Raw genomic sequence first — 23,734 nt, forward strand, 5'->3', positions numbered from 1 at the left:
GGCTTTTTTATTTTCATCTTATATACTCGCCATTTTGTCATTTCCATCACTGTCAGCTATGGTGGTTTACGTTATAGTCGACCTGTTTTAACACCGAGAGAGAATAGCTATGTTTTGTCCTTCATCCGCTTTGTCGCGCGCGTTTTCAATTACTGGTTTAGCTCTACTGATAAGCTGTAGCAGTATGTTGCACGCAACAGAATCAGAGCCAAAAGCGGTTAAACCGCCGATTGTTGCTGAAACCACGCACGAAGCTAGGATAAACGGTAAAAAGGTTGAATACACTGTGCTTGCGGGAGACACGCATTTACACAACAAACAAGGTGAACCAATCGCCAGTATTTTCAGCACGGCCTATTTCCGTGACGATGTTAGAGATAAGCAATCTCGACCAATAATATTCGTATTCAATGGTGGCCCAGGCTCGTCTAGTGTCTGGTTACACATGGGCGTTTTTGGCCCTAAGCACGTTGTTATTCCTAGTGATGCTGAGCGCGTTGGTGCACCGCCTTATGTGGTTGAGTCAAATAGTGAGAGTCTACTGGATATTGCCGACTTGGTATTTATGGATCCGGTTGGTACAGGCTATTCAAAAGTATTAGGTGAATCAGAGCCTGATGCGTTTTGGGGAGTAAAGGAAGATGCTGAGATTTTAAGTGAATTCATTCGCGTGTTTATTACTCGACATCAACGCTGGAACTCGCCTAAGTATCTCGCAGGTGAAAGCTACGGTACAACCCGCGCCGGCGCGATGGTGAGAGAGCTGCAAGAAGGTTGGGGAAGCATTGATCTAAGTGGTGTATTTCTGATTTCATCGATTTTAGATTTTCAAGCCGGTGATTTTACGCCGGGCAATGACTTACCCTTCATTACGTTCTTACCGACCTATGCCGCGACTGCCTGGTATCACGACGCATTGCCAAACAAAGCTCAGTTTACTGACTTACCCTCGTTTATCGATACAGTCCGCGAGTTTGCTGTTAACGAATATGCGCAAGTATTACTCAAAGGACAATGGGCCTCAGACGTTGAACGCAACAACGCGATTGAGAAGCTGCATCAATTTACAGGCCTGAGCAAGCAATACATTGAACAAAGTAATATGCGCATTGACGAGTTTTTGTTCATGAAAGAATTACTGCGAGACCAGGGTAAGGTGGTCGGACGATTGGATAGCCGTTATCTAGGTGAAGATGCCAGTATTGTCAGTAATCGCTTTGAAGCCGATCCTTCAGCTTACGCCATTGATGGCGCTTACACCGCAGCTATTCAAAGTTATATGGCGAGTGAATTAGGTGTGTTGCGTGAGGAGCGATACAATATTCTATCTGGTGATGTCTTCAGTGGATGGAATTGGTTGTATGGCAGCAGCCCTCGCTCTCAAGGCTTCTTGAATGTCGCGCCTTTCCTCGCTAAAGCACAGCGTCAGAACAAAGATTTCCGGATTTTTGTTGCCAATGGTTACTACGACTTAGCTACGCCGTTTTTTGCGACAGAATACTCGATGAGCCGTGATGAAATGGATCCTGCTCGCATCACCATGAAGTATTACGAAGCAGGGCACATGATGTATATTCATCACCCTTCGCTTACCGCATTGGCAGAGGACATGCGTGAGTTCTTAACCGCTCAAGATGATTGATGAACAGCTAGTTTGCGCTGTGTAGAATATCGACCAGCTGATATTTATCTAACAGCGCCTGATATGAACCATTGGCAAACATAGTTGTCAGGCGTTGGTTAAAATATTCGCGCAGTTCGACATCTGGAATTGCCGCAGCATACGGACTCTTTGGAAACAGTGAGTGGTAGGTAATTGCTTGTCCTTGCAACTCCGGCTCGGCGATCGAATAAAAGTAACGGAAGATGTTTTGGTCCAATACGGCAACTTCGAGGTTGCCGCGCAATAGTAAGGTGACTTGCCGTTGCTGTTCAGGTAGTTCCAAATAGTTCTCTCTGCCTTTGACCGCATTTGCGTATTCGGGGCCTAAAACGATCGTCGCGGACTGAAAAGCCACAACCGAGTAGCTGTTTAAATCAGCTATCCGTGAAACTTCCACATTGTTTTTAGTCAGCGAAATCGCAAAATTTTGGTAGGCGATGTAGGGTTCTGTCAACCACTCTTGATTGATATCGTGCCATTTATTTAATGTTAAACCGATATCTGCACGCTGATTGCGTAATTCACTCGGGGTTCTGCCGAATGGCACGTAGATTGGCTGAATTTCATAGCCAAGTGGCTTAAAAATGTGCCGCACAATATCTAACTCAACCCCTGTATCATTGGCGCCAAACACATAGGGCGGTTTGTGATACCCCACAACTACGGAGAGAGTTTGTTGGGCATGGGTAGCCGCGGCACACAAGAAAATCACTGCACTAATGCACCACTGTAGAAGTCTTAACCCGTGTCGAATCGTCAAAACACTATCTTATCTGGAATACTTGTTTGCTATCATATCGCAAAAACGAACTAAAAAGGTGTCCGATGGCTTGGTTACAATTGATTATTGATACACATCCCGACAGAGCTAATGCCATTGGGGATTGGCTAGAAGAACATGAGGCGCAGGCCGTGACGTTCGTCGACGGTGAAGATACCCCCATGTATGAGCCCAAAATCGGTGAAGTGAAATTGTGGCCCGATACGCGTATTACTGGTCTGTACGACAGTGAATTTGATGTTTTCGCAGTAGAGCAAGCATTAAGCGCTGCGGGCTTACTGGCGGCAGAAGATAAAACCAAGATAGAGCAACTGGAAGATAAAGATTGGATCCGTGAATGGATGGATAGTTTTCATCCTATGCAATTTGGTCAACGTTTGTGGATCTGCCCGAGTTGGCGCGAAGTGCCTGACGCCAATGCCGTGAATGTGATGCTCGATCCAGGTCTAGCCTTTGGTACGGGTACCCATCCAACAACCGCCTTGTGTTTGGAATGGTTAGATGGTTTGGCTATGCAAGATACTCTAGTTGTTGATTTTGGGTGTGGCTCTGGAATTTTGGGTGTAGCAGCACTCAAGCTAGGTGCAAAGCACTGTATTGGTATTGATATTGACCCGCAGGCGCTAATCGCTACACAAGCTAATGCTGAGCGCAATGAGGTGGGCGATAAATTTGATGTGTATTTACCTGACAATCAACCGAGCTGCCAAGCCGAAGTAGTGGTAGCCAACATCTTATCTGGGCCGCTGTTAGAGTTACGTGAAACTATCACAGCATTCTGCAAACCGGGCGGACGCTTGGTTTTATCAGGTATCTTAGCTGAGCAAGTGACGAATATTGAGCAGGCCTACGCCCAAGATTTTGACTTAGAGCCCAGTGCCATAAAAGGTGAATGGGCAAGGGTAAGCGGTGTCCGCCGTACAAGTGTACGCTAAGGTCAGACCACGAGGGTCTTGTCAATACCTCAAGGACAAATATTGTGCAAAAAATAGCCTTTTCATTTGCTTGAAAATCCGTAAAATGCGTTCCTCTTTAAGCGCAAGGTCATTTTTTGTACAGCAACTTACTTAAAACACTAAGCATTGGTCCTCACACTCTTGAGAATAACGTTATGTTAGCTCCCATGGCAGGTGTGACAGATCGCCCATTCAGACAAATGTGTAAAGCAATGGGAGCCGGTTTAGTCGTTTCAGAGATGTTGTCGAGTAACCCGGACGTTTGGCAATCAAGGAAGTCGCAAAAACGCATGGACCACACAGGCGAAGTCGGTGTGCGTTCAGTCCAAATCGCAGGCTCTGAGCCTGACTTAATGGCGCAAGCCGCGCAGTTTAATGTTGACAATGGTGCGCAAATCATTGACATCAACATGGGCTGTCCGGCGAAGAAAGTGAATAAAAAGCTAGCCGGTTCAGCATTGTTGCAAGACCCTAAGCTAGTTGAATCAATTGTGCAGGCAGTCGTCAAAGCAGTTGATGTGCCCGTTACGCTAAAAATAAGAACTGGATGGAATCAGGCTAATCGCAACGGAGTTGAAATTGCCAGAATTGCTGCAGACAACGGTATCCAATCGTTGGCTGTACACGGCAGGACGCGTGAATGCATGTACAAGGGCCATGCAGAGTACGAAACAATCCGTGCAATTAAACAAGCAATTGATATTCCGGTTATCGCCAATGGCGATATCACCAGTGCTGAAAAAGCCGCGGAAGTCATGCGAAAAACCGGTGCTGACGGCGTGATGATTGGCCGTGGAGCACAGGGTAACCCTTGGATTTTTAAACAAATCATCGAGCATTTTCAAACTGGACGAAAAGCTGCGCTGCCTTCCTTACAAGAGCAGCACCGAGTACTGCGCGAGCATTTGATCAATGTTCAGCAGTTTTACTCAGGTATCAGTGGCGTGCGCATTGCGCGTAAACATGTGGGTTGGTACTTGGCCCAACAAGACACTGATAGAAGTTTCCGCAGTGAATTTAACAGTATCGATACGGATATCGGACAATTGGAAGCTATAGACCGTTTTTTCCAGCAGTTGTGTGACCGACAGGTCAGTTCAGCCGCTTAACTTAATTTTTTCAACTGAGCAGGTAGTATATGTTCGATCAAAACATCACTTCATCATTTACAACAACTGTGACAACTCCGTCACAGACATTGGCGCAAAAACCTTTGCGTGACTCTGTTAAGCAAGCAGTAGCTAAATACTTAAAAGAGCTCAACAACAACGACATTGACAACTTGTACGAGTTAGTGTTGGCTGAACTTGAAGCGCCATTGCTTGAAGAGGTGATGAAGTATACGCGCGGCAATCAAACGCGCGCGTCAGTATTAATGGGTATCAACCGCGGTACACTGCGCAAGAAGTTAAAGCAATACGGCATGAACTAAGTCCAATTTGATAAAAAAGCACCCTCGGGTGCTTTTTTGTTTTGTAATCTTCAACAAGAATTTTGTATACAACTTTAGCGACAACACAAACTATGGCAAATCCAATCAAACGCGCACTTCTTAGTGTTTCAGACAAAACTGGTATTTTAGCGTTAGCGCAACAATTACACGCTGCGGGCGTAGAAATCTTATCGACCGGCGGTACAGCGAAACTGCTAGCTGACAATGACGTTCCGGTAATTGAAGTCAGTGACTATACGGGGCATCCAGAAATCATGGCAGGTCGAGTAAAAACACTGCATCCGAAAGTTCACGGTGGCATCTTGGCGCGTCGTGGCGTAGACGAAGCGGTGATGGCAGATAACGGTATTCAAGCAATAGATTTGGTTGTAGTTAACTTATACCCGTTCGCACAGACTGTAGCCGATCCGAATTGTAGTCGTGCAGATGCGATTGAAAACATCGATATTGGTGGGCCAACCATGGTGCGTGCCGCAGCGAAGAACCACAAAGATGTAACCATTGTGGTAAACGCGAGCGACTATGATGCTGTATTGGCTGATATGCAAGCAAACCAAGGTGCGGTCAGTGATGCCCTGCGCTTTGATTTGGCCATTAAAGCGTTCGAACATACGGCTGAATACGACGGAATGATCGCAAACTATTTTGGTGCGCGCTTGGAGCAGGATGAGGTTAGTGAATTCCCGCGCACATTCAACGTACAGATGACCAAGAAGCAGGATCTGCGCTACGGTGAAAACTCGCATCAAAACGCCGCCTTCTACGTTGAAAATAACGTCCAAGAAAACTCTGTAGCAACAGCTTCTCAGCTACAGGGCAAGGCATTGTCATTTAATAACATCGCCGACACGGACTCAGCGCTTGAGTGTGTGAAAGAGTTTGACCAACCGGCGTGTGTCATCGTTAAACACGCTAACCCCTGTGGTGTCGCCCTTGGCGAATCAATCACTGAAGCCTATGATCGCGCCTACAAAACTGACCCAACATCAGCCTTTGGCGGTATCATCGCGTTTAACCGCGAGCTGGATGCACAAACCGCAACGGCAATTATCGAGCGTCAATTTGTTGAAGTGATCATTGCACCAAGTGTGGCTGAAGATGCATTAGCCGTGTGCAGCGCCAAACAAAATGTCCGCGTATTAGCCTGTGGCGATTGGCAAGGTCAATTAACCGAAGGCTACGACTTTAAACGTGTAAACGGTGGCTTGTTAGTACAAGATCGCGATTTTGGTATGGTTGAGATGGACGACTTAAAAGTTGTGACTAAAGTACAGCCGACTGAAGAACAACTACGCGACCTAATGTTCACCTGGAAAGTTGCCAAATATGTTAAATCAAACGCGATTGTGTACTGCAAAGACGGTATGACTATTGGGGTTGGTGCTGGCCAAATGAGCCGGGTTTACTCAGCGAAAATCGCCGGTATTAAAGCGGCTGATGAAAACCTTACCGTTGCTGGCAGTGTAATGGCTTCTGATGCGTTTTTCCCATTCCGCGATGGCATTGACGCTGCGGCAGAGGCAGGCGTTAAAGCCGTTATTCAGCCGGGTGGTTCAATGCGCGATGAAGAAGTTATTGCTGCAGCAGACGAGCACGGTATTGCCATGGTGTTTACCGGCATGCGTCATTTCCGTCACTAAGTTTAAATAAATAGGGTATTAGCGTGAAAGTACTGATTATTGGTAGTGGTGGTCGCGAGCATGCATTGGCATGGAAAGCGGCGCAATCTAGCAGCGTAACCGACGTTTTTGTTGCTCCGGGTAACGCTGGAACACAACTTGAAGACAAGGTGTCTAACGTTGCCATCGGTGTTGAAGATATTCCCGCATTGTTGGCTTTTGCTCAAGCTGAAAGTATAGACCTGACCATTGTGGGTCCAGAAGCGCCATTGGTTATTGGCGTTGTTGATGCATTCCGCGCGGCAGGACTGATGATATTCGGGCCGACTGAAGCGGCTGCGCAGCTCGAGGGCTCAAAAGCCTTCACTAAAGATTTCTTAGCTCGCCATGATATCCCAACGGCCTTTTACTCTGTATTTACTGAAGTTGAACCGGCTCTTGCATACGTTAAGCAAAACGGCGCGCCTATCGTTATCAAGGCCGATGGTTTAGCGGCAGGTAAAGGCGTTATTGTCGCTATGACAGAAGCTGAAGCCGAAGCTGCGATTAAAGATATGCTGGCGGGTAATGCCTTCGGTGAGGCCGGCAGTCGAGTGGTCATTGAAGAGTTTCTCGATGGAGAAGAAGCGTCATTTATCGTGATGGTTGATGGTGAAAATGTGTTGCCTTTTGCGACTAGTCAAGATCACAAGCGCGTTGGCAACGGTGATACTGGCCCCAATACCGGTGGCATGGGTGCCTACTCTCCAGCACCTGTGGTGACGCCTGATATCCACGCGCGCATTATGAATGAAGTGATTAATCCGACGGTTGCTGGTATGCGCGCAGAAGGCAATGAGTACACAGGTTTCTTGTATGCCGGTTTGATGATCATGGCTGACGGAACCCCTAAGGTTATTGAATACAATTGCCGCTTTGGTGATCCTGAAACTCAACCGATCATGTTGCGTTTAACTTCAGATTTGGTTGAGCTTTGTGTCGCTGCTTGTGAAAAGCGTTTAGATACGCAAACCATTGAGTTTGATCAGCGTGCAGCCGTTGGTGTAGTGCTTGCGGCGGGTGGTTATCCAGGCAGTTACGCCAAAGGGTTACCCATTGAAGGCTTATCGGCCGCAGCTGAATTACCGGGTAAGGTTTTTCATGCCGGAACCAAGTCTCAAGACGGCAAAGTCGTTACTGCCGGCGGCCGCGTATTATGCGCTACCGCTTTGGGTAAAACAGTAACGGAAGCTCAACAAGGTGCCTACCAATTGGTGGATAAAATTAGCTGGCAAGACAGTTTCCACCGCACCGATATCGCCTACCGAGCAATCGCACGCGAACAGTAAAATTGGGCGGTTGGTCGCTCCACCTCTTGCTTTTTTAGTGGACATGACTGTTAATGAAGGCACTAACAGTCATGATCCATGGATAGCTAATGCTCGAACTGGCGGGGATCCGTAAACAGTTTCAAAACGGCGATGATATTGTTGTTGCCCTCAATGATGTCTCTCTATCGATTGCTCAGAATGAGTTTGTTGCCATTATGGGGAGTTCTGGCTCGGGTAAGTCGACGTTAATGAATGTATTAGGGTGTTTAGATACTCCTGACGCCGGTAGCTATTTCCTCGACAAGCAGAATATTGCCCAACTGGATGACGATACGCTATCGCATATCCGCAACCAAAAAATTGGGTTTATTTTCCAAACTTTCCACTTACTCCCCAAACTATCAGCGTACGAGAATATATTACTGCCACTGCGCTATGCGCACGCCAACGAAGATGAAGCGCGGCAGCGCGCCGATGTGTTAGTTGAGCGAGTTGGGCTCGAACATCGTAAACATCATAAACCGTTTGAAATGTCGGGCGGACAGCGACAGCGTGTCGCAATTGCACGAGCGCTAATTAATCAACCGAGTGTAATCTTGGCCGATGAGCCAACCGGTAATTTAGACAGTAAAACCTCAGTTGAAATTATGCAGCTGTTGACCGAATTACATCACGCTGGACAGACTATCGTTATGGTAACTCACGAAGACGATATTGCTGAGTATGCACAGCGTACCATCATGATGAAAGATGGGGATATTTTAAATGACCAATAAGAATCGACGTTTTTGGACCACAACCATAGCTGCGAATTTAGCGTCATTACTGCTGGCAAGTGGTGTTCAAGCAGAAGAGGTTTTGCTGTTGACCGGTAAAGTTAGCTCAGCGCAAAAACAAATTGTGACAGCGCCGAAAACTAGCCGCTGGCAAATCCAAATCCAATGGATGGAAGAAGAAGGAAAAGTCGTCGAAAAGGGCGACCGGATTGTTACTTTTGATGGCTCAACGATTCAAAGTCAGTTGGATATCAATATCGAGAGGGCAGAAACAATAGCGTTAGAGCTTAAGCAAACAGAAATGCAGTTAGCGCAGGCGCTGCTGGAAGCGCAAGGTGCTTTAGAAGTCGCTGAAATGCGTGTTGAAAAGGCTCGGATTGAAGCGAGCGTGCCTGATGGCCAGGTAAGCGCATACGACAAAGGCCAGTATGAGCTAAATCTGCAGCGAGCGTTGTTTGAATTGTTTAAAGCACAAGAAGGCTTGACCTTGGCAGAGGAAGCAATGCGCACAGGAGTGCAAAAGAAACAGCTAGAGTTGCTCAAGCTGCAGGAAGAAATCGCCTTTCAACAGCGTCAGCTGGAAACAATGAACGTTACCGCTGACTTAAATGGCCCAGTAAACTATGCCACGCATCCGTGGAATGGTGAGAAGTTAGATGCGGGTATGAATGTGCAAGCTGCTTGGCAGGTAATGGATGTACAAGCCATCGATAATTTTCAAATTGAAAGTTGGGTGCATGAGATTGATGCTCTAAAAGTAAAGCAAGGCGAAACCGTGGACGTGGTCTTTGACGCTTTTCCCAACCGTCGCTTTCGCGCCACGTTAACCTTCAAGTCGACACAAGCTGAAAAACAATCGGAGTGGAGCAATAGTGTGTATTTACCGCTCACATTTGAATTCGAACAGGAGCCCAATATTCCCATGCTACCGGGCATGAGTGTCCGCATAGAGGTGCCATATGAAGCTTAGACAGGTGCTGGCTGCAACTTTTATCTCAGTCCTGGTGTGGGGCTGTGCTGACTCTTCAACTTCAGCGGATTCGGCTATGAACGACACAAGCCAAGCATTGATCGCGCCGGCTGAGTTGGTGTCATTACAAGAGATTACTATCGGACCACCGAACATTCGCCGGATGTGGCAGTTCAAAATTGAGTACTTAGCGCGGGAAAACACTTTGGTTAAGCAAGGTGATTTATTGGTGCGGTTTGATGGGCAACGGCTAAAGAACGATTTGATTAGCCGCCAGAGTGATTTAGACGCTGCATTAAAAGAGCGCGAGAAATCTATCATTCGCGATGAAGCCACTGAGCAGGATTTGATTTTACAAGTGGCTGAGGCAAAGAAGAATCGTGATATCGCGCAACGCAAAGTTGAAATAACGGACTCTTCACAATCTGAAATTGAGCGATTAAAGGAAATTGCAGAGTTTGAAATTACAACCGCATTACTTGCTCAAGCTGAACAAAAGCTTGCCCAGCACAAACAAGCTGCAGCGGTTAATCTCGAGGTCCAGAATGCCAAGGTAGCCAACGCCGAAGCGCGCGTTAAAGAGTTTGAGGATAGTATCGCTAAGCTCGAGATTATGGCTCCAGCTGATGGCATGGTTACCTATATTGCTGACTGGGAAGACAACAAACCCGCTGTCGGCGAAACGGTATTCATGGGACGCTCATTGATGAATCTACCCTCGCTCGAACAACTCGCGGTTAAAGTTGAAATTGACGAGTCGTTGTCGGCCCAAATACAGCCTGGGCAGCCGGTGCGAATTGTTTTAGATGACCATCCAGAGCGAGCCTTTACTGGGCGCTTAGTGAATTTAGGGAAAACCTATCGCAACAAATCACAGTGGAACCTAAAAGTTGTTGTTGATGCATGGGTTTCACTCGATGAAGCCGATCTAACGATTATGCGACCGGGGATGAAGGCGAATGTTGAGTTTATTTAAACGCGGTGTGCCGCTGATCGTACTAACGACCTTGTTCGGGTGTGAAGAACAGGCCGACGTTATTCCCACGTTTGAAGTTACGGCACAAACACTGCAAGTCAATATGCGTGCCCAAGGGGAAGTTGAAGCTGCCGTTGCACAGCGGATCATGAGCCCTGGAAGGCAACCGATGACTATAGAGTGGCTTGCACCTGAACACAGCATGGTGAAAAAGGGCGATGTTATTGCGCGTTTTGACGGAGAACAGCTACTTAAAGACAGTCGTGACGAAGAATTGCAAATGCGCATGATCGAGCAAGACATTGCGCAGAGTATTGCTCAGCAAAGTCGACAGGTAAACGAAATTCAATCTGAACAACAGTTTGTTGACCACGAATTTCAATTTGTAAACCGTTTTGCGATTGACGATATTCGAGTATATAGCCAGCTAGAGATTATTGAGACGCTGCAAAATCGTGATTATCTGCAAGCCAAAGATGAGTTCTTGGACTGGAAAGGTGACAGCGTAATCGAACAAAATGACAGCGAAAAAGCGGTCTTGGATATTCGCCGTCAAGGGCATGCGGTAAAATTTCAGCGTCATCAAGATGCCCTTTCCAAATTACAAGTTTATGCGCCCAATGACGGATTGCTAACCTACGAGCGCGACCGTCGAGGCGAGAAACCCAGTGTGGGTCAAACGGTATTTCCCGGGCGTCCAATCGCGACTATTCCCAATTTAGACAAGATGCAGGCTAGGGTTTTCGTATTGTCGCGAGACGCTATCGGACTGCAGTCGGGCCTAGCTGTAACATTGGTGTTGGATGCATTTCCCGATCGCGAGTTAACAGGTACAGTCATTGAAGTAGGTGGCTTTCCTCGCTCTATAGAACGTGGCAGTCCAATCACTTTTTACGAAGTGGTAGTGAGTTTTGACGAGCAGGTGCCAGAGTTACTCAAGCCCGGTAGGAAGCTCAGCGCAACGATCAGTACTGAGTTGGCAAGCGAGGCATTACTAGTGCCCTTGCAAGCCTTGGAACACGATCTGGAGGCGAGTTACGTCTATGTCAAACAAGGTAATGGGTGGCAACAGCGCGCGGTTGTAACTGGAGAGAAAAATTTATTTTTCGTAGAAGTCACTGAAGGGTTGGCGCAAGGCGATGTAATAGCGTTGAGTCATCCGGAGGTTCAGGGATGAGTTTGTATCTTGCATTGATTCGCGATGCGGCGATTGAGTTATCAGCACAAAAGCTACGTACATTTTTAACCTTGCTAGGCATGATTTTTGGAGTCGGTGCCGTAATCGCAATGTTGAATATCGGCGCCGGCGCTGAGCGTGAGGCGCTGCAGATGATCGACTCAATGGGGGTTAATAATCTCATCATCGAAAATAAACCTGTAGAGGCTGAGGAGCTAAGAGAACTGCGCGAGGAGAGCATGGGATTGTCGATGGGGGATGTCGAGGCAGCCCTTTCTACTCTGCCTTTTATAGCCGATTATAGTGCGTCGAAAGAGGTTAAAATTCACGATTTATACAGTGAGTTTGCCAAGTCAGAAGCTGAAGTCCTTGGCGTTACAACCACCTATTTCGATCATGCGAATCTAAATTTACGAGAAGGACGGTTTTTAACCGCGGATGATGATCTAACGCTCAGTCAAGTCGCTGTGATCGGTGCGGATGTAGCGGCAGAGCTATTTCCTGATGGAGATGCGTTAGAAGGTCTGATCAAAGTCAATCACTTATGGCTTAAAGTCGTTGGGATATTAGCCGCTCCGCAAACAACCAAGAACGAGTTTCAAGGTGTGCAAATCGGTGGTGATCAATATCGCATATTTGTGCCTATTGGTACGGTTGAGCACAAGTTAAAGCGCGATGCGCTGGCGGCCGAGTTAGACTTGGTTAAATTAGGTGTGGAGCCCGGTTATGACCCACGTGTGGCGGCTAGAGCGGTACAGCAACTGATGTCGTTACGCCACGGCGAAGTGGACGATTACACACTCATTGTGCCGGCTGCGCTACTTGAACAACAAGCGCAGACGCAAGCCATTTTTAATATCGTTATGGCCTGTGTGGCGGGTATTTCATTGTTGGTCGGTGGTATTGGTATCATGAACATAATGCTCGCCAATGTACTTGAGAGAACCAAAGAGATTGGTTTATTACGCGCTATTGGAGCTACACAAAAAGACATCAAATTACAATTCCTCGCTGAAAGTTTTACCATCAGTGTTCTCGGTGGTCTTTTAGGTGTAATGTTTGGCTTGATTTTATCTGAATTGATCGGTTTTTATTCAGGTTGGGCAGTTATCTGGTCGATGCCAGCAATTTTTTTATCACTGGCAATTTGTATGTTAGTTGGTGTAGGTTTCGGCGTATTTCCTGCTATCAAAGCGTCTAAACTCAACCCAATTGAAGCTTTACACAGCGACTAACTTGCCTATTTACTCGGCTTTATCTACCGTTAGAGCAGAAAAATAGAATTCGGTAATAATTAGTGCGCTTTTTTGTTGTTGTTATATTAACGTGTTGTGCGGTAACGACCTCAGGTGTTAACGCAGATTCGGCAAAGGTCATCAACTGGCAAACGTTTCATGTGCCACCCCTATATATGAAGGTCGGAGAACGCATCGGTGAGGGGTTTGTTGATAAGATGCTAGCGTTGATTATTGAAGGCTTGCCCGACTATCAACACAATATGCCACTTACCACTCAAGCACGGGCGTTATATGATATTCAGTTAGGCAAACAGGCATGTCATCCAGCACTATTTAAAACCGCAGAGCGACAGAAGTTTGCAGTCTTTTCGACCCCCGCTTTTTTTACACCTTCTAATAGACTCATAATAAATGCGGGTGTGGCAGACACGCGCCAGCTCAGCTCACCAATCAATTTATTGCACACATTGGAAAATCAAGATATCTCACTCGCACTGGTGCAGGGGCGGTCTTACGGCCCTTTTATCGATCAAATTATTGCAAATTATCCTACGGAAAATATCTTGCGGATATCTGTCGAGCGAAATGAGGTGGTGTTTCAGTTGGTTAATATACAGCGGGTAGACGCAACAATTGCCTATCCCTTTGAGTTAAATTATTACTCACGAGAGGCGATGGCCGAGAGCAACCTGAAATCGTTTGTTATCTTGGACAGTCCAGCCTACAGCCTTGGACATGTTGCGTGTCCAAACAATGCATGGGGAAAAGCTGTTATTGCACGTGTTAATAACAGTCTTAAAGACTTAGTTGCCACACCTGAGTACTTACAAGCAATGACCACTTGGTGGCAAGCGGAGGCTCAAGAGCCTATGTTTGTAGAATTCTATAATGCAGAATTTTTAGCCGCATACAAAAATAACCCAACAAAGAGTCAGTATGAGCATTAATGCACTTCAATCAAAACTGTATCTCATATTAAAACCATCAGACGAGAGAAATCATCATGGCATGTGGTTTGATTGGTTTTTAATTGTGCTGATTCTTGCCAATGTAGTTGCTGTAATATTGGAAACAATGCCTGAGTATCAAGCAACCTATGAGGAGCAATTTCGTATTTTCGAAATTATTTCAGTGGCGATTTTTACCATTGAATATGTGTTCCGGGTGTGGACATGCGTGCTTGAACCACAATCGACTAAAGCGCCTGAAAGCCAGGCAAAACAGCGATTTAAGTTTGTCTTACGGCCAATGTCGGTGGTCGACTTGCTTGCAATTTTGCCATTTTATCTGAGTGTATTTATCGCGATTGATCTGCGCGTTTTACGTCTGTTTCGATTGGTGCGATTGTTTAAACTTGGGCGCTATTCGCGGGCCATGCAAACACTTCAAACAGTTATCGCTAGAGAATTCAGAGTTATCGTAGCTGCGCTTGGCGTGCTGATGATTACTATGGTTATTGCTGCCACTGTGATGTATCACCTTGAGCGCTACGCTCAACCTGAGCACTTTGGTACGATCCCTGATGCATTGTGGTGGTCAGTAGTCACCCTCAGTACGGTAGGTTATGGTGATGTAGTTCCAGTGACGACGGCAGGCAAATTATTTGCAGGTTTTGCTGTGCTTGTTGGCGTTGCGTTGTTTGCTTTGCCTGCAGGTATATTGGCGTCGTCATTTATGGAGCAGATGGCGTTGCGTCGAGACTCGTTTCGACAGCGCGTGTTAGAGTTGCTCAATGATGGGCACTTATCACTGGGCGATCTTGATCAACTCGAACATGTGCGTCAATCGTTAGGTCTAGATAAGGAAGAGGCGGCTTTGTTGATTAAAAGCCTCAATACCCAGCGTGAGGTACTTAAACCAAAGAGTTAAATGGATTTTATCGATGTTTTTTAACTGTCCCTTGGTCGATGAATTCACACTAGAGGGTGCAAAGCGCTTGACCAACGCAGGCAGCTTGAATATAACTATCGTTCAATTCTCCTTTAACGAGCGCTATGTCTGTCAAACACCCAATAATCGCTATCACTGGTTCTTCCGGCGCCGGCACAACGACAACGACGAATGCAATTCGACATATTTTCCGCAATTTGTCGGTAAACTCTGCGGTTGTCGGTGGGGATAGCTTTCACCGTTTTACGCGCCCGGAAATGGAAGTGGAAATTCGCAAAGCGCAAGAACAAGGTCGTCACATTAGTTACTTTGGCCCTAAAGCTAATGATTTTGTGATGCTTGAAAACTTGTTTAAGGAATACGCCGAAACAGGGCGCGGGAAATTTCGCCAGTACCTGCATACATTTGATGAGGCTGTACCTTTCAATCAGATGCCCGGTACATTCACCCCATGGCAGGATTTACCTGAAAATACCGATTTACTATTTTACGAAGGGCTACATGGTGGTGTCGCAACTGATGACGCTGATGTAGCGCAACACGTTGATTTATTGGTTGGCATGGTGCCGATTGTAAACCTTGAATGGATTCAGAAGATTGTCCGCGATACAACCGATCGCGGTCATAGCCGAGAGGCGGTCATGAGCAGTATTGTGCGAAGTCTCGACGATTACTTCCACTACATTACGCCACAATTTTCCCGTACTCACGTGAACTTTCAGCGGGTTCCTACAGTCGATACGTCTAATCCTTTTAGTGCTCGTGAAATTCCCAGTCAAGACGAAAGCTTTGTAGTCGTGCGCTTCCGCCGTGAAATGAAAAACGTGAACTTCCCGTACTTGCTGCAAATGATTGATGGCGCGTTTATGTCACGGATTAATACGCTAGTGGTCCCAGGTGGCAAAATGGGCTTGGCGATGGAGCTGATTTTAACCCCTCTTATCGAAGAGTTATTAGAGAAAAAACGTCGCGCTGGCTTCCAAGTCGACTGGCTACAAGATTCTGGCGATAACTAAAGTATCTACGAGCGCGCAAAGGTATTTATTCCCTTTGGTTCCACACAGCCTTAAATTCCGCTTCTGATAGCACCTCTTTTTCTAATAAGGCTTTCGCTGTTGCCTCGATTTGTCCCCAATACTCAGAGATCAGCGAATCAGTCCTCGTAGTTGCATCGTCTAGCCACTGTCTGACCAGCTTTTCGGTATGTTCACGAAACAAGCTTTCTCCTGCCAGCGATTTTAGTTCAGTGACATCGATGTTATAGCTTTCTGAGTGCATGCCATGTTTTGCTATTGCAGCCCAAGCGGCCCGCATAGCGTTTTTTAAGTCACTTTTCGCACCAGTATCAAGGCCATCTTCACCAAACTGCTTAACCTGAGCGGCTCTACCTGCCAGTGCTACGCAGGTTCTAGCAAACCAAAATTGCTTGGTGTAGTCGATTTTTTGCTCGCTATTGTAAGTTACCATCCCTAACGTTTGGGCGCGTGGAACCACACTAATCTGTTCAATTTCACGGTCCGGCATTAAGACTTTAGATACAACGGCGTGACCTGCTTCGTGGTAGGCGGTTTCAGCTAGTGCTTTGCGGCAAAATTCAGCAGAACGCTTACTGCCGTATTTGAGAATATTTATTTGTTCAACCAGCGCTTCTTGATCAATACGATTTTCACTAGTACTCAATGCTTGTAGGACAGCTTCTCGGTGGATTTTTTCTAAGTCTGCGCCGCTTAAGCCGGCTGTCAAAGCTGTGATTAGTTCGACATCGATATCACCAGTGTAGCCTTCGTATTTAATGAACTTGTCTATAAACCAGCGCCTTGCCGATTTATCCAAATAAGGCACTTGTACATGTAGATCCAATCTGCCAGAGCGTATTAATGCTTCGTCGAGTTTTTCTGGACGATTCGTCGCCGCAACAATGAAAATTGGCTCTGTTGTTTGAGTAAAGCCATCAATTTCAATCAGTAGTCGGTTTACAAGCGCATCCGCAATGGGGCCAGAGTCTCCGCGTTTAGGCAAAGCGTCGATTTCATCGATGAACAAAATACAAGGTGCATACTTGCGCACTCGTTGAAACAGATCGCGTATAAAACTATCAGACAACAAATCGTTTCCCGAGCAAATGGCTATCGGTAAGTTTGCCTCATTAGCCAAGGCTCGAGCTAGCATGGTTTTACCTGTACCTGGAGGACCATAGAGCAGCATACCTCTGGGAGCCGAGACGCCGGCTTTTTCCAACTCACTGCGATTTTGGATTATGCTTATCGTCTCTTGCAAACGCTTCTTCACGCTCTCGTGGCCAGCAATATCGGCAAACCCGATCGAGGGAATTTCTAAGATAATGCCGCCGGCGCCGCCAATATCTTCGACACTGACTAATCGTTCCGTCAGTGGAGTGGAGAGTGTTAACGTCAATACGTCCTGATGGAATGAACACTGGTGCTTGAAACTAAATACCAGGCTACGATTCTTCAATGCTCGAATTTGCGTTTCACAGGTTTCACTAGCCAAAAGAGAGTCAAAATCGGCATTCAGTGTGATTTTCACTGTATCAGGCCGTTTCTCTGGATGAGTGCGTACGAAGTCCATTATCGGATCGAGTATTTTAGCGGTGATGTTTGCTTTGATATCGCGCAAATCAAAGAATGGCGCAAAAGTCGCTAATAATATACGCACCAGCTGGTCGTTTGGGAGTGATATTTCAATACCGCTGTGCAGCGAGAAGTGCTCAAGATCAATGCGTAATTGCTGTTTCGCGACTTTCTGCAACTCTGTTACACCAATGTTTTTGAACAGCATGATGCTGCCCTGTGAAAGACGCGATAACAATTCTGGTGGGATGGCTTTCACTTCTTTATCGCGCTCTAATTTAGTTTCCGTATGAAGCTGCGCGATCATGGCGGCGCGAAGTTGGTCAGAGTGCTTCTCTATGTTTGAGAGATAGTCTTTGCGATTGTAGACAGCACTTCCAAGGTTTGACGTAAACACTATTATCGTTTGCCGAAAGTCGATGTCTTTTTGTGTGTATTCATCAGTTATAAAGCCTGCTGACAGCATTCGTAGCAATGACTGCAATACTTGTGTATGGGCTTTCTCAAACTCATCAAAAATAATAATCGATTTAGGATGCTCTTGAACAAAGGTTGTTAAAACGCCTGGTGAAGAATCGTCATAGGTTTTCTTTGAGCCCACAAGGCCAAAGCTTTCATTTGGGTTTGTGTACTGAGTCATATCAAATGACTTACACGGGTATTCATGCTGCAAGTGATGAGCAAGTCTTTCGGCTAAAAACGTTTTCCCTGATGCAGGAGGCCCGGCAAAAAAGAAAAGCCCATGTGGACTATTTTGACGGGGTAACCACAACGCTTTCACTAAACTATCAATTAGTTGTTCTATTGTGCTGTCTTGACCGTAGACCTCGGATAATAACGTTTGCTTGAGTTGCTCGAGCTGAGCGACCTTAGCATGATAATCCACTGGTGCGATTGGCATTTTGAATAAATCAGTATGTCGGACCCAATTATCGCCGGCTGCCATAGGTTTTAGTTTGGTTAGCAGCTCATTTACCTGTGAACTAAAAGGCAAAACGTCTGATTCTTCCATTTGTTGAATGACTGCACTGCTTAGCGCCGGTCGATATTTATCTGCCAGCGCTTTCACGTCGACGCTCATCGGCTCAAGCGCAACTTGCAGTCGTTTGTACGTTGATTTCTCCGGGTCGATGACCAGTGACTCCAAGCAACAGAATGCCGCAGCAACTTGTTCGCGATAAAGCTTTTCTGACTTCTCTTGTAAGGCGATATATTTAGCGAAAAGCAGCAGGGTTTTCATATTTGGGCGTCCATGTTGAAGTGAAAAACACTGGCAAAACTAATTAATGCCAGTTATTACTTTGCCACACTTTAATTATGGTAAGTAGAATAATCCCTTGAATAATATGATTATTTTGCGTTAATTTAAATCTCAACCGCATTTCAGCAGGCAGTTTAAGCAGAGCGGCTTGGATGGAATCATCAATATCAATTTAGCATTTGAAAGGAGTCATGAATGAGTTCATATCAAGAATATAGCCAATCACTACCACGTATAGCGGAGCAGCGCGAAGATTGGGTTATCAAGTCTGAATCACCACTTACTATTACCCGTCAGACAGAAGAACAACAGTTGCCGTTATCGATTGCTTTGCATGGCAAAGATGAGAAAGCACATCTATTTTTCAACTTGTATGATGGCGGTCCTTTCACGGATATGGCGCGTAAATTTCTGCGCATTAATCAACAGGATGATTTTCGCCAGAAAGATGACGAATCAGGCTTAGTAATCATTATCGATTCTGATGGTATTGCAGCGGTGCTAGATGCAACCGAACTCAACTATTCGGATTTCGAAGAGCATTTTGATGAATTTGTACGCAGTGCAGAAGGTGTTTTAGACCGTGTTTGTCAACAATCCTATGGCAAAGTTAAAGAAGCGCAAGAGTCAGAAAACGGCAGTCCGAAAAATAGTAATAGTGACGCCGAACAGCCCAGTTTCGAATCAATAGATACAGTAGTAAAGCGATTTTTTACCGAAAGAAACTATAAGTTTCAACATAATGAGAAGCGGCAACGCTTCGTATTTGGCTTTAACACCGAGAAGTATGTCGATTCAAATGGCGATCAAAATGTTGGTATTGTTATCAATTATTCTGACTCGGATTTATTGCGTTTCGAAACCCCCTTTTTGTATAAGTTTGACTTGAATGAAGTTGAGTACAGCCTAATCGCTACCGCAATTGTATGGTTTCAATTTCGCTATAAATTCTTATCCATGTCACTTGATCCCTCAGACGGCGAACTAAAAGTTTCTATTGATATTCCGTTAGGACAAGCATCGCTGCACACCAGTCAGGTCAATCGTATCGTATCGTTTATTGTGAGCTTTACTGAAGAAACTTATGAAGAGTTATTCTCATTATTGTTATCTGACAAAAATGCTGCACAAGAGAAACTAAACACTCTGTTCGATGAAAGAAAAGCAAAAGCTGAAGAAGCACTCTGGTATGAAAGTATCAAGGAGAAAATGTCAGGTTTGACCCCAGAGCAAAAAAAACAAATTGAGGAGATAGTAGGACATCAAGACGATGGCGGTAAGCAAGGAGGTATCTAGTGGCTAATCTATCAAAATCAAAGCGAGCCTCAAATATATTCTCGAGGATAGCAAATAGTTCTGTAAATCAGCTAATCATATGGACATTATTTTTTGGTGTAATTACATTCATACTGTTTTGGCTGACGGTACATTTGAATCTTTTACCCAGCGCTCTGATGTCGCCAAGTTTAACCCAAGAAAGTACTGGTTTGTTCGAAGCCTTGGGTGGATGGGCATTAGGTTTTGCAGGAGCCTTGGTTGCGATTCGAATTGCCGGCGTGGCAAGTGTTATTCAAGAAAAAGACTCGATTCGTGAACACATAAACCTTTGGAAAGCTGACGTCACACATGTGTCGGAACTAAACTCACGATTAACACTAGCTGTTATGGATGCCAAGCGAGCGAGTGCATCGGTTTTGTTATATGCAAAGGAGTTCGTTAAGCGGGATGACCCTAACCCGCACTTGCACAATACCTGGTCGTCTAACCCCAAGCTCCTTACTGAGGAGGAAAAGAGAGCATCAGCTCACGAATTGCAAAAGCGTGAAGAACAATTGAGTGCGCAACTCGAAAGTAAACTGGAAATATTAGTTCGGACGATTGAAGAAGTATTCACTGACTCGGTCTATTGCTCTGTACTCGAATCGAGTTTGGGCGAAGTTCCAACTGCTGATAATTCTAGCCTTGGTAACAAAAATAAAGTACAGCAAAACACGTGTAAAGAACTGCCGATGAATGATTTCTTTACGAATCGAGAAACGCGTGATTATGTTTCTAAGGTTGTCAAAGAGGACGCGGAGTTTTTTGACGTAAGACAGGCTATTAAAGGCTTAAATCTGGGAATAAGAAACTTTGGTATCGGCCTAATGGAGTTGCGAGCACTGCCGCTGTTCGAGCATTTCAAAAGAGACCTGAATCATATCACTATAATTCAAGAAGAATTGATGGTTGCAGACAAAAAATTGTTTGAGATCGCTGATGTGGCATGGTTGTTCTTGGGACTTTTGTTGTCTCGTAAGAAGACGGGTGATCAACCATTTGATTACAACGACGGTTTTGTCTTTTTAGCCTTGATGTTGGGCTCAATCCCTACAGAACAATCTATTAAGGACTACCTAGGTAGCCAGCTTAGAGAGATTGAGGATGATTATTCCAAGAAGGCTCGAGAATATATGGAGCAAGAGCGGCTCGAAATGGCTCAGCGTTTATACTTCTTGGACGAATCAGATCTTAAGGAATTTGCTGATTTGGTTAAAAAGTTTTCTGACAATGAACGTTGTTGGCAGGTGTATACGCGTAATACCGGTGTTAGCTCTGAATATGTATTTAGTGAAATTGACAGCAATGAAGCTAAAGATCGAGATAGCGGTAAGCAAGAGGGAATTACTGCGACAAGTTCACCGCAGAATTCAGGGAATATAAGCCATCGTGGAGGCCCCTCAAACACAAGAAGCACTTAATCATATAAACCGACAATTTTTAACTGGAAAAGTTAGAGCTGTTATCGAGCTTCAGCGTTGTAAAGTGTGTTAAATGGTTCATATACATTTCCCAAAAGTAACTTTGGGGTATCCATTTGACATGCTTTGTAACATTCCAGTTGGCGCATGTCGATGCTTCCCCCTTTTTTGCAGCTGCGTGATGATTTATAGTGATTTTAATACTATCGGTGGATTGTACTATGGGTCAGGAAACATCAAAAATATTAGTCGTTGATGACGATATGCGCTTGCGCGCTTTGCTCGAGCGCTACTTGGTAGAGCAAGGCTACCAGGTGCGCTCTGCTGCCAACGCAGAGCAAATGGATCGGCTACTGGAGCGCGAAAATTTTCATTTGATTGTGTTGGATTTAATGTTACCTGGCGAAGATGGCCTGTCGATCTGCCGTCGTTTGCGTCAAAAGGAAAACGATATTCCGATCATAATGCTGACCGCCAAAGGTGATGAGGTTGACCGAATCATTGGTTTGGAAATGGGTGCCGATGACTATCTGCCAAAACCCTTCAATCCTCGCGAGCTCCTCGCTCGGGCAAAAGCTGTATTGCGCCGCAAAGCAGTTGAGGCGCCCGGCGCGCCAAGTCAGTCCGAACAGGTTGTTGAGTTCGGTAAGTATCGGTTGAATTTGGCAACTCGGGAAATGACTGACGATGGCAATCCACTCAGTTTAACCAGTGGTGAATTCGCGGTACTCAAATCTCTGGTGACGCATCCGCGTGAACCGCTGTCGCGCGACAAATTGATGAATCTTGCCAGAGGGCGTGATTACAGTGCACTCGAGCGCAGTATTGATGTGCAAGTCTCACGATTGCGCCGTATGCTGGAAGAGGACCCGACCAATCCTCGCTACATACAAACAGTGTGGGGGTTGGGTTACGTGTTTGTTCCTGACGGTTCAATGCCCGGCACGAAATAAAGGTATCAATGCGTATTTTACCGCAAAGCGCCTTTGGTCAAACTGTGCTCCTAATTGGGGTGTTACTTTTGATCAATCAGGTTGTTTCGTATTTGGGCGTCGCCTATTATTTTGTGCGCCCCAGCTATCAACAAATCAGTGGGTTGGTCGCCGACCAAGTCAACGTTATTTTGACGGAAGAAATTCATCTGCGAGCACAGGACGAGCGCGCTAAATTTACTGCTCAAACTGACATACATTTTTTCACGCCTGAGCAGGCGCAAAAAGCCGGATTGGAGAGTGCCACTTACTATGCGTTTATTTCCAATGCGGTTTCTCAGCGCTTGGAAATGCGTTCAGAAGTGTTAATTGGCATGTTGGGTAGACCCGAACCAAATTCACGCCAGCAATGGATGGTGTGGGTCAAGCCCAGCCGGGCTCCGGATATCTGGATCGCATTACCGATGCAAGGCGTGTCCAGCAGCGACTTTTCACCACTAACGATGTTTTTGATTGTTATCGGAGTATTGAGTGTTGTTGGTGGTTGGCTATTTGTTCGACGCGTAAATCGGCCCCTGAAAGCACTTGAAGCTGCAGCCATGGACGTGAGTCGTGGCCATTTCCCCAAACCGCTCGAAGAGAGTGGAACTACGGAGATGATGGCCGTAACGCATGCTTTTAATCGCATGTCGCAAGGTATTAAGCAGTTAGAAGATGATCGAACCTTAATGACGGCTGGGATTTCCCACGACTTGCGCACGCCGCTCACTCGGATCCGGTTGGCAACAGAGATGTTGCCTGAAGAGCAGGATTGGGTAAAAGAAGGCATTGTGCACGATATTGAAGATATGAACGATATCATTGATCAGTTTATCGACTACGCGCGCCTCGACCACAGTGAACAACACGAATGGGTTAACCTCAATCACCTTATAGAGGACCTTGTTCAAGCACGCCATGTCGAAGAGAACCATAAAATAGCCCTCGAGTTGGCAGATATCCCAGAAACTGAAATGCGCAAGATAGCGATCAAACGGGTACTGGATAATTTAGTTGAAAATGCGTTTCGATACGGCAGCTCGGCAATAGAAATAAGTACTCACTTTGATAGCAAAGCGCGCTTTATCACTTGTTGTGTCCGAGATTTCGGACAGGGGATCAAAGATGACGAGATTGAGTCTCTATTTTCGCCCTTTGTACGCGGTGATAAGGCCAGGGGAGCTGCACACGGTAGCACTGGCTCTGGTCTTGGCCTTGCTATTACTAAGCGCATAATTGATATGCACGGTGGCCAGATTAACATTGCGAACCATCCTCAAGGAGGGCTCAATGTTTGCTTTACTCTACCGGTAGTTGCACTGGCAAAAACCTAGCTAACGCTGACCGAAAACCTGAACTGCGGA

Annotated in this window: 20 protein-coding genes; 18 read left to right on the forward strand and 2 right to left on the reverse strand. The window is 45.8% G+C overall.

What is annotated here, in order from left to right:
* Positions 1-184: 184 nt before the first annotated feature.
* A complete protein-coding gene (locus tag QTP81_RS16525) occupies positions 185-1,642 on the forward strand; it encodes a S10 family peptidase (RefSeq protein ID WP_289367025.1) in 1,458 nt (485 codons plus the stop codon).
* A gap of 7 nt (positions 1,643-1,649) precedes the next feature.
* On the opposite strand, the gene QTP81_RS16530 is transcribed toward QTP81_RS16525, so the two are convergent.
* Positions 1,650-2,423, reverse strand: a complete 774-nt coding sequence (locus QTP81_RS16530; protein WP_289367026.1) for a substrate-binding periplasmic protein — start codon at positions 2,421-2,423, stop codon at positions 1,650-1,652.
* Between the two features lie 65 nt (positions 2,424-2,488).
* Here QTP81_RS16530 and prmA point away from each other — a divergent pair, with 65 nt between their 5' ends.
* From prmA to QTP81_RS16595, 13 genes are all read left to right on the forward strand, one after another.
* Entirely contained in the window at positions 2,489-3,379 is an 891-nt protein-coding gene (gene prmA / locus QTP81_RS16535; RefSeq protein WP_289367028.1) for a 50S ribosomal protein L11 methyltransferase, read from the forward strand.
* A 176-nt stretch (positions 3,380-3,555) separates the two neighbouring features.
* Positions 3,556-4,509, forward strand: coding sequence for a tRNA dihydrouridine synthase DusB (gene dusB, locus QTP81_RS16540; RefSeq protein ID WP_434532998.1), 954 nt, complete (start codon positions 3,556-3,558; stop codon positions 4,507-4,509).
* Positions 4,510-4,538: 29 nt separating this feature from the next.
* On the forward strand, positions 4,539-4,832 hold the full coding sequence (fis, locus tag QTP81_RS16545) for a DNA-binding transcriptional regulator Fis (RefSeq protein WP_289367032.1): 294 nt from the start codon (positions 4,539-4,541) through the stop codon (positions 4,830-4,832).
* 92 nt (positions 4,833-4,924) lie between these two features.
* Positions 4,925-6,493 carry a bifunctional phosphoribosylaminoimidazolecarboxamide formyltransferase/IMP cyclohydrolase gene (purH, locus tag QTP81_RS16550; protein WP_289367033.1) on the forward strand — a complete coding sequence of 523 codons (1,569 nt, stop codon included), beginning with the start codon at positions 4,925-4,927 and terminating at the stop codon, positions 6,491-6,493.
* 23 nt (positions 6,494-6,516) lie between these two features.
* Positions 6,517-7,800, forward strand: coding sequence for a phosphoribosylamine--glycine ligase (gene purD / locus QTP81_RS16555; RefSeq protein WP_289367035.1), 1,284 nt, complete (start codon positions 6,517-6,519; stop codon positions 7,798-7,800).
* Between the two features lie 89 nt (positions 7,801-7,889).
* The gene (locus QTP81_RS16560) at positions 7,890-8,558 is read left to right on the forward strand and encodes an ABC transporter ATP-binding protein (RefSeq protein ID WP_289367037.1); all 669 of its coding nucleotides are present in this window, start codon (positions 7,890-7,892) and stop codon (positions 8,556-8,558) included.
* The gene (locus tag QTP81_RS16565) at positions 8,548-9,528 is read left to right on the forward strand and encodes an HlyD family secretion protein (RefSeq protein ID WP_289367040.1); all 981 of its coding nucleotides are present in this window, start codon (positions 8,548-8,550) and stop codon (positions 9,526-9,528) included. The genes QTP81_RS16560 and QTP81_RS16565 overlap by 11 nt, the downstream gene beginning before the upstream one ends.
* Positions 9,518-10,504: an HlyD family secretion protein gene (locus tag QTP81_RS16570; protein WP_289367044.1), complete on the forward strand. Its 987-nt coding sequence runs from the start codon at positions 9,518-9,520 to the stop codon at positions 10,502-10,504. The genes QTP81_RS16565 and QTP81_RS16570 overlap by 11 nt, the downstream gene beginning before the upstream one ends.
* Positions 10,488-11,681, forward strand: a complete 1,194-nt coding sequence (locus QTP81_RS16575) for an efflux RND transporter periplasmic adaptor subunit (RefSeq protein ID WP_289367046.1) — start codon at positions 10,488-10,490, stop codon at positions 11,679-11,681. Before QTP81_RS16570 ends, QTP81_RS16575 begins: the two co-directional genes overlap by 17 nt.
* A complete protein-coding gene (locus QTP81_RS16580; RefSeq protein ID WP_289367048.1) occupies positions 11,678-12,916 on the forward strand; it encodes an ABC transporter permease in 1,239 nt (412 codons plus the stop codon). Before QTP81_RS16575 ends, QTP81_RS16580 begins: the two co-directional genes overlap by 4 nt.
* 62 nt (positions 12,917-12,978) lie before the next feature.
* Positions 12,979-13,866: a TIGR02285 family protein gene (locus tag QTP81_RS16585; protein ID WP_289367049.1), complete on the forward strand. Its 888-nt coding sequence runs from the start codon at positions 12,979-12,981 to the stop codon at positions 13,864-13,866.
* Positions 13,856-14,788: an ion transporter gene (locus QTP81_RS16590; protein ID WP_289367051.1), complete on the forward strand. Its 933-nt coding sequence runs from the start codon at positions 13,856-13,858 to the stop codon at positions 14,786-14,788. Before QTP81_RS16585 ends, QTP81_RS16590 begins: the two co-directional genes overlap by 11 nt.
* A 125-nt stretch (positions 14,789-14,913) precedes the next feature.
* Positions 14,914-15,825: a phosphoribulokinase gene (locus QTP81_RS16595; RefSeq protein WP_289367053.1), complete on the forward strand. Its 912-nt coding sequence runs from the start codon at positions 14,914-14,916 to the stop codon at positions 15,823-15,825.
* A 25-nt stretch (positions 15,826-15,850) separates the two neighbouring features.
* On the opposite strand, the gene QTP81_RS16600 is transcribed toward QTP81_RS16595, so the two are convergent.
* Positions 15,851-18,640, reverse strand: a complete 2,790-nt coding sequence (locus QTP81_RS16600) for an AAA family ATPase (protein ID WP_289367055.1) — start codon at positions 18,638-18,640, stop codon at positions 15,851-15,853.
* A 216-nt stretch (positions 18,641-18,856) separates the two neighbouring features.
* On the opposite strand from QTP81_RS16600, the gene QTP81_RS16605 reads away from it, so the two are divergent.
* The 4 genes from QTP81_RS16605 (at position 18,857) to envZ (ending at position 23,704) form a co-directional block, all read left to right on the forward strand.
* A complete protein-coding gene (locus tag QTP81_RS16605; protein WP_289367057.1) occupies positions 18,857-19,957 on the forward strand; it encodes a hypothetical protein in 1,101 nt (366 codons plus the stop codon).
* Positions 19,957-21,399, forward strand: a complete 1,443-nt coding sequence (locus QTP81_RS16610; protein WP_289367059.1) for an RNA-binding protein — start codon at positions 19,957-19,959, stop codon at positions 21,397-21,399. The genes QTP81_RS16605 and QTP81_RS16610 overlap by 1 nt, the downstream gene beginning before the upstream one ends.
* A gap of 221 nt (positions 21,400-21,620) precedes the next feature.
* On the forward strand, positions 21,621-22,352 hold the full coding sequence (ompR, locus tag QTP81_RS16615) for an osmolarity response regulator transcription factor OmpR (RefSeq protein ID WP_289367060.1): 732 nt from the start codon (positions 21,621-21,623) through the stop codon (positions 22,350-22,352).
* Between the two features lie 8 nt (positions 22,353-22,360).
* Positions 22,361-23,704, forward strand: coding sequence for a two-component system sensor histidine kinase EnvZ (gene envZ, locus QTP81_RS16620; protein WP_289367061.1), 1,344 nt, complete (start codon positions 22,361-22,363; stop codon positions 23,702-23,704).
* The last annotated feature ends 30 nt before the right edge of the window (positions 23,705-23,734 follow it).

The organism is Neoalteromonas arenosi, assembly GCF_030362855.1.
Classification (GTDB): domain Bacteria; phylum Pseudomonadota; class Gammaproteobacteria; order Enterobacterales; family Alteromonadaceae; genus Alteromonas_E; species Alteromonas_E arenosi.

Excerpts from the sequence above, each read along its gene's own strand:
- QTP81_RS16525 (WP_289367025.1), top strand. The coding sequence starts at position 185 with ATGTTGCACGCAACAGAATCAGAGCCAAAAGCGGTTAAACCGCCGATT.
- prmA (WP_289367028.1), top strand. The coding sequence starts at position 2,489 with ATGGCTTGGTTACAATTGATTATTGATACACATCCCGACAGAGCTAAT.
- dusB (WP_434532998.1), top strand. The coding sequence starts at position 3,556 with ATGTTAGCTCCCATGGCAGGTGTGACAGATCGCCCATTCAGACAAATG.
- fis (WP_289367032.1), top strand. The coding sequence starts at position 4,539 with ATGTTCGATCAAAACATCACTTCATCATTTACAACAACTGTGACAACT.
- purH (WP_289367033.1), top strand. The coding sequence starts at position 4,925 with ATGGCAAATCCAATCAAACGCGCACTTCTTAGTGTTTCAGACAAAACT.
- QTP81_RS16560 (WP_289367037.1), top strand. The coding sequence starts at position 7,890 with ATGCTCGAACTGGCGGGGATCCGTAAACAGTTTCAAAACGGCGATGAT.
- QTP81_RS16565 (WP_289367040.1), top strand. The coding sequence starts at position 8,548 with ATGACCAATAAGAATCGACGTTTTTGGACCACAACCATAGCTGCGAAT.
- QTP81_RS16570 (WP_289367044.1), top strand. The coding sequence starts at position 9,518 with ATGAAGCTTAGACAGGTGCTGGCTGCAACTTTTATCTCAGTCCTGGTG.
- QTP81_RS16575 (WP_289367046.1), top strand. The coding sequence starts at position 10,488 with ATGTTGAGTTTATTTAAACGCGGTGTGCCGCTGATCGTACTAACGACC.
- QTP81_RS16580 (WP_289367048.1), top strand. The coding sequence starts at position 11,678 with ATGAGTTTGTATCTTGCATTGATTCGCGATGCGGCGATTGAGTTATCA.
- QTP81_RS16590 (WP_289367051.1), top strand. The coding sequence starts at position 13,856 with ATGAGCATTAATGCACTTCAATCAAAACTGTATCTCATATTAAAACCA.
- QTP81_RS16595 (WP_289367053.1), top strand. The coding sequence starts at position 14,914 with ATGTCTGTCAAACACCCAATAATCGCTATCACTGGTTCTTCCGGCGCC.
- QTP81_RS16600 (WP_289367055.1), bottom strand. The coding sequence starts at position 18,640 with ATGAAAACCCTGCTGCTTTTCGCTAAATATATCGCCTTACAAGAGAAG.
- QTP81_RS16605 (WP_289367057.1), top strand. The coding sequence starts at position 18,857 with ATGAGTTCATATCAAGAATATAGCCAATCACTACCACGTATAGCGGAG.
- ompR (WP_289367060.1), top strand. The coding sequence starts at position 21,621 with ATGGGTCAGGAAACATCAAAAATATTAGTCGTTGATGACGATATGCGC.
- envZ (WP_289367061.1), top strand. The coding sequence starts at position 22,361 with ATGCGTATTTTACCGCAAAGCGCCTTTGGTCAAACTGTGCTCCTAATT.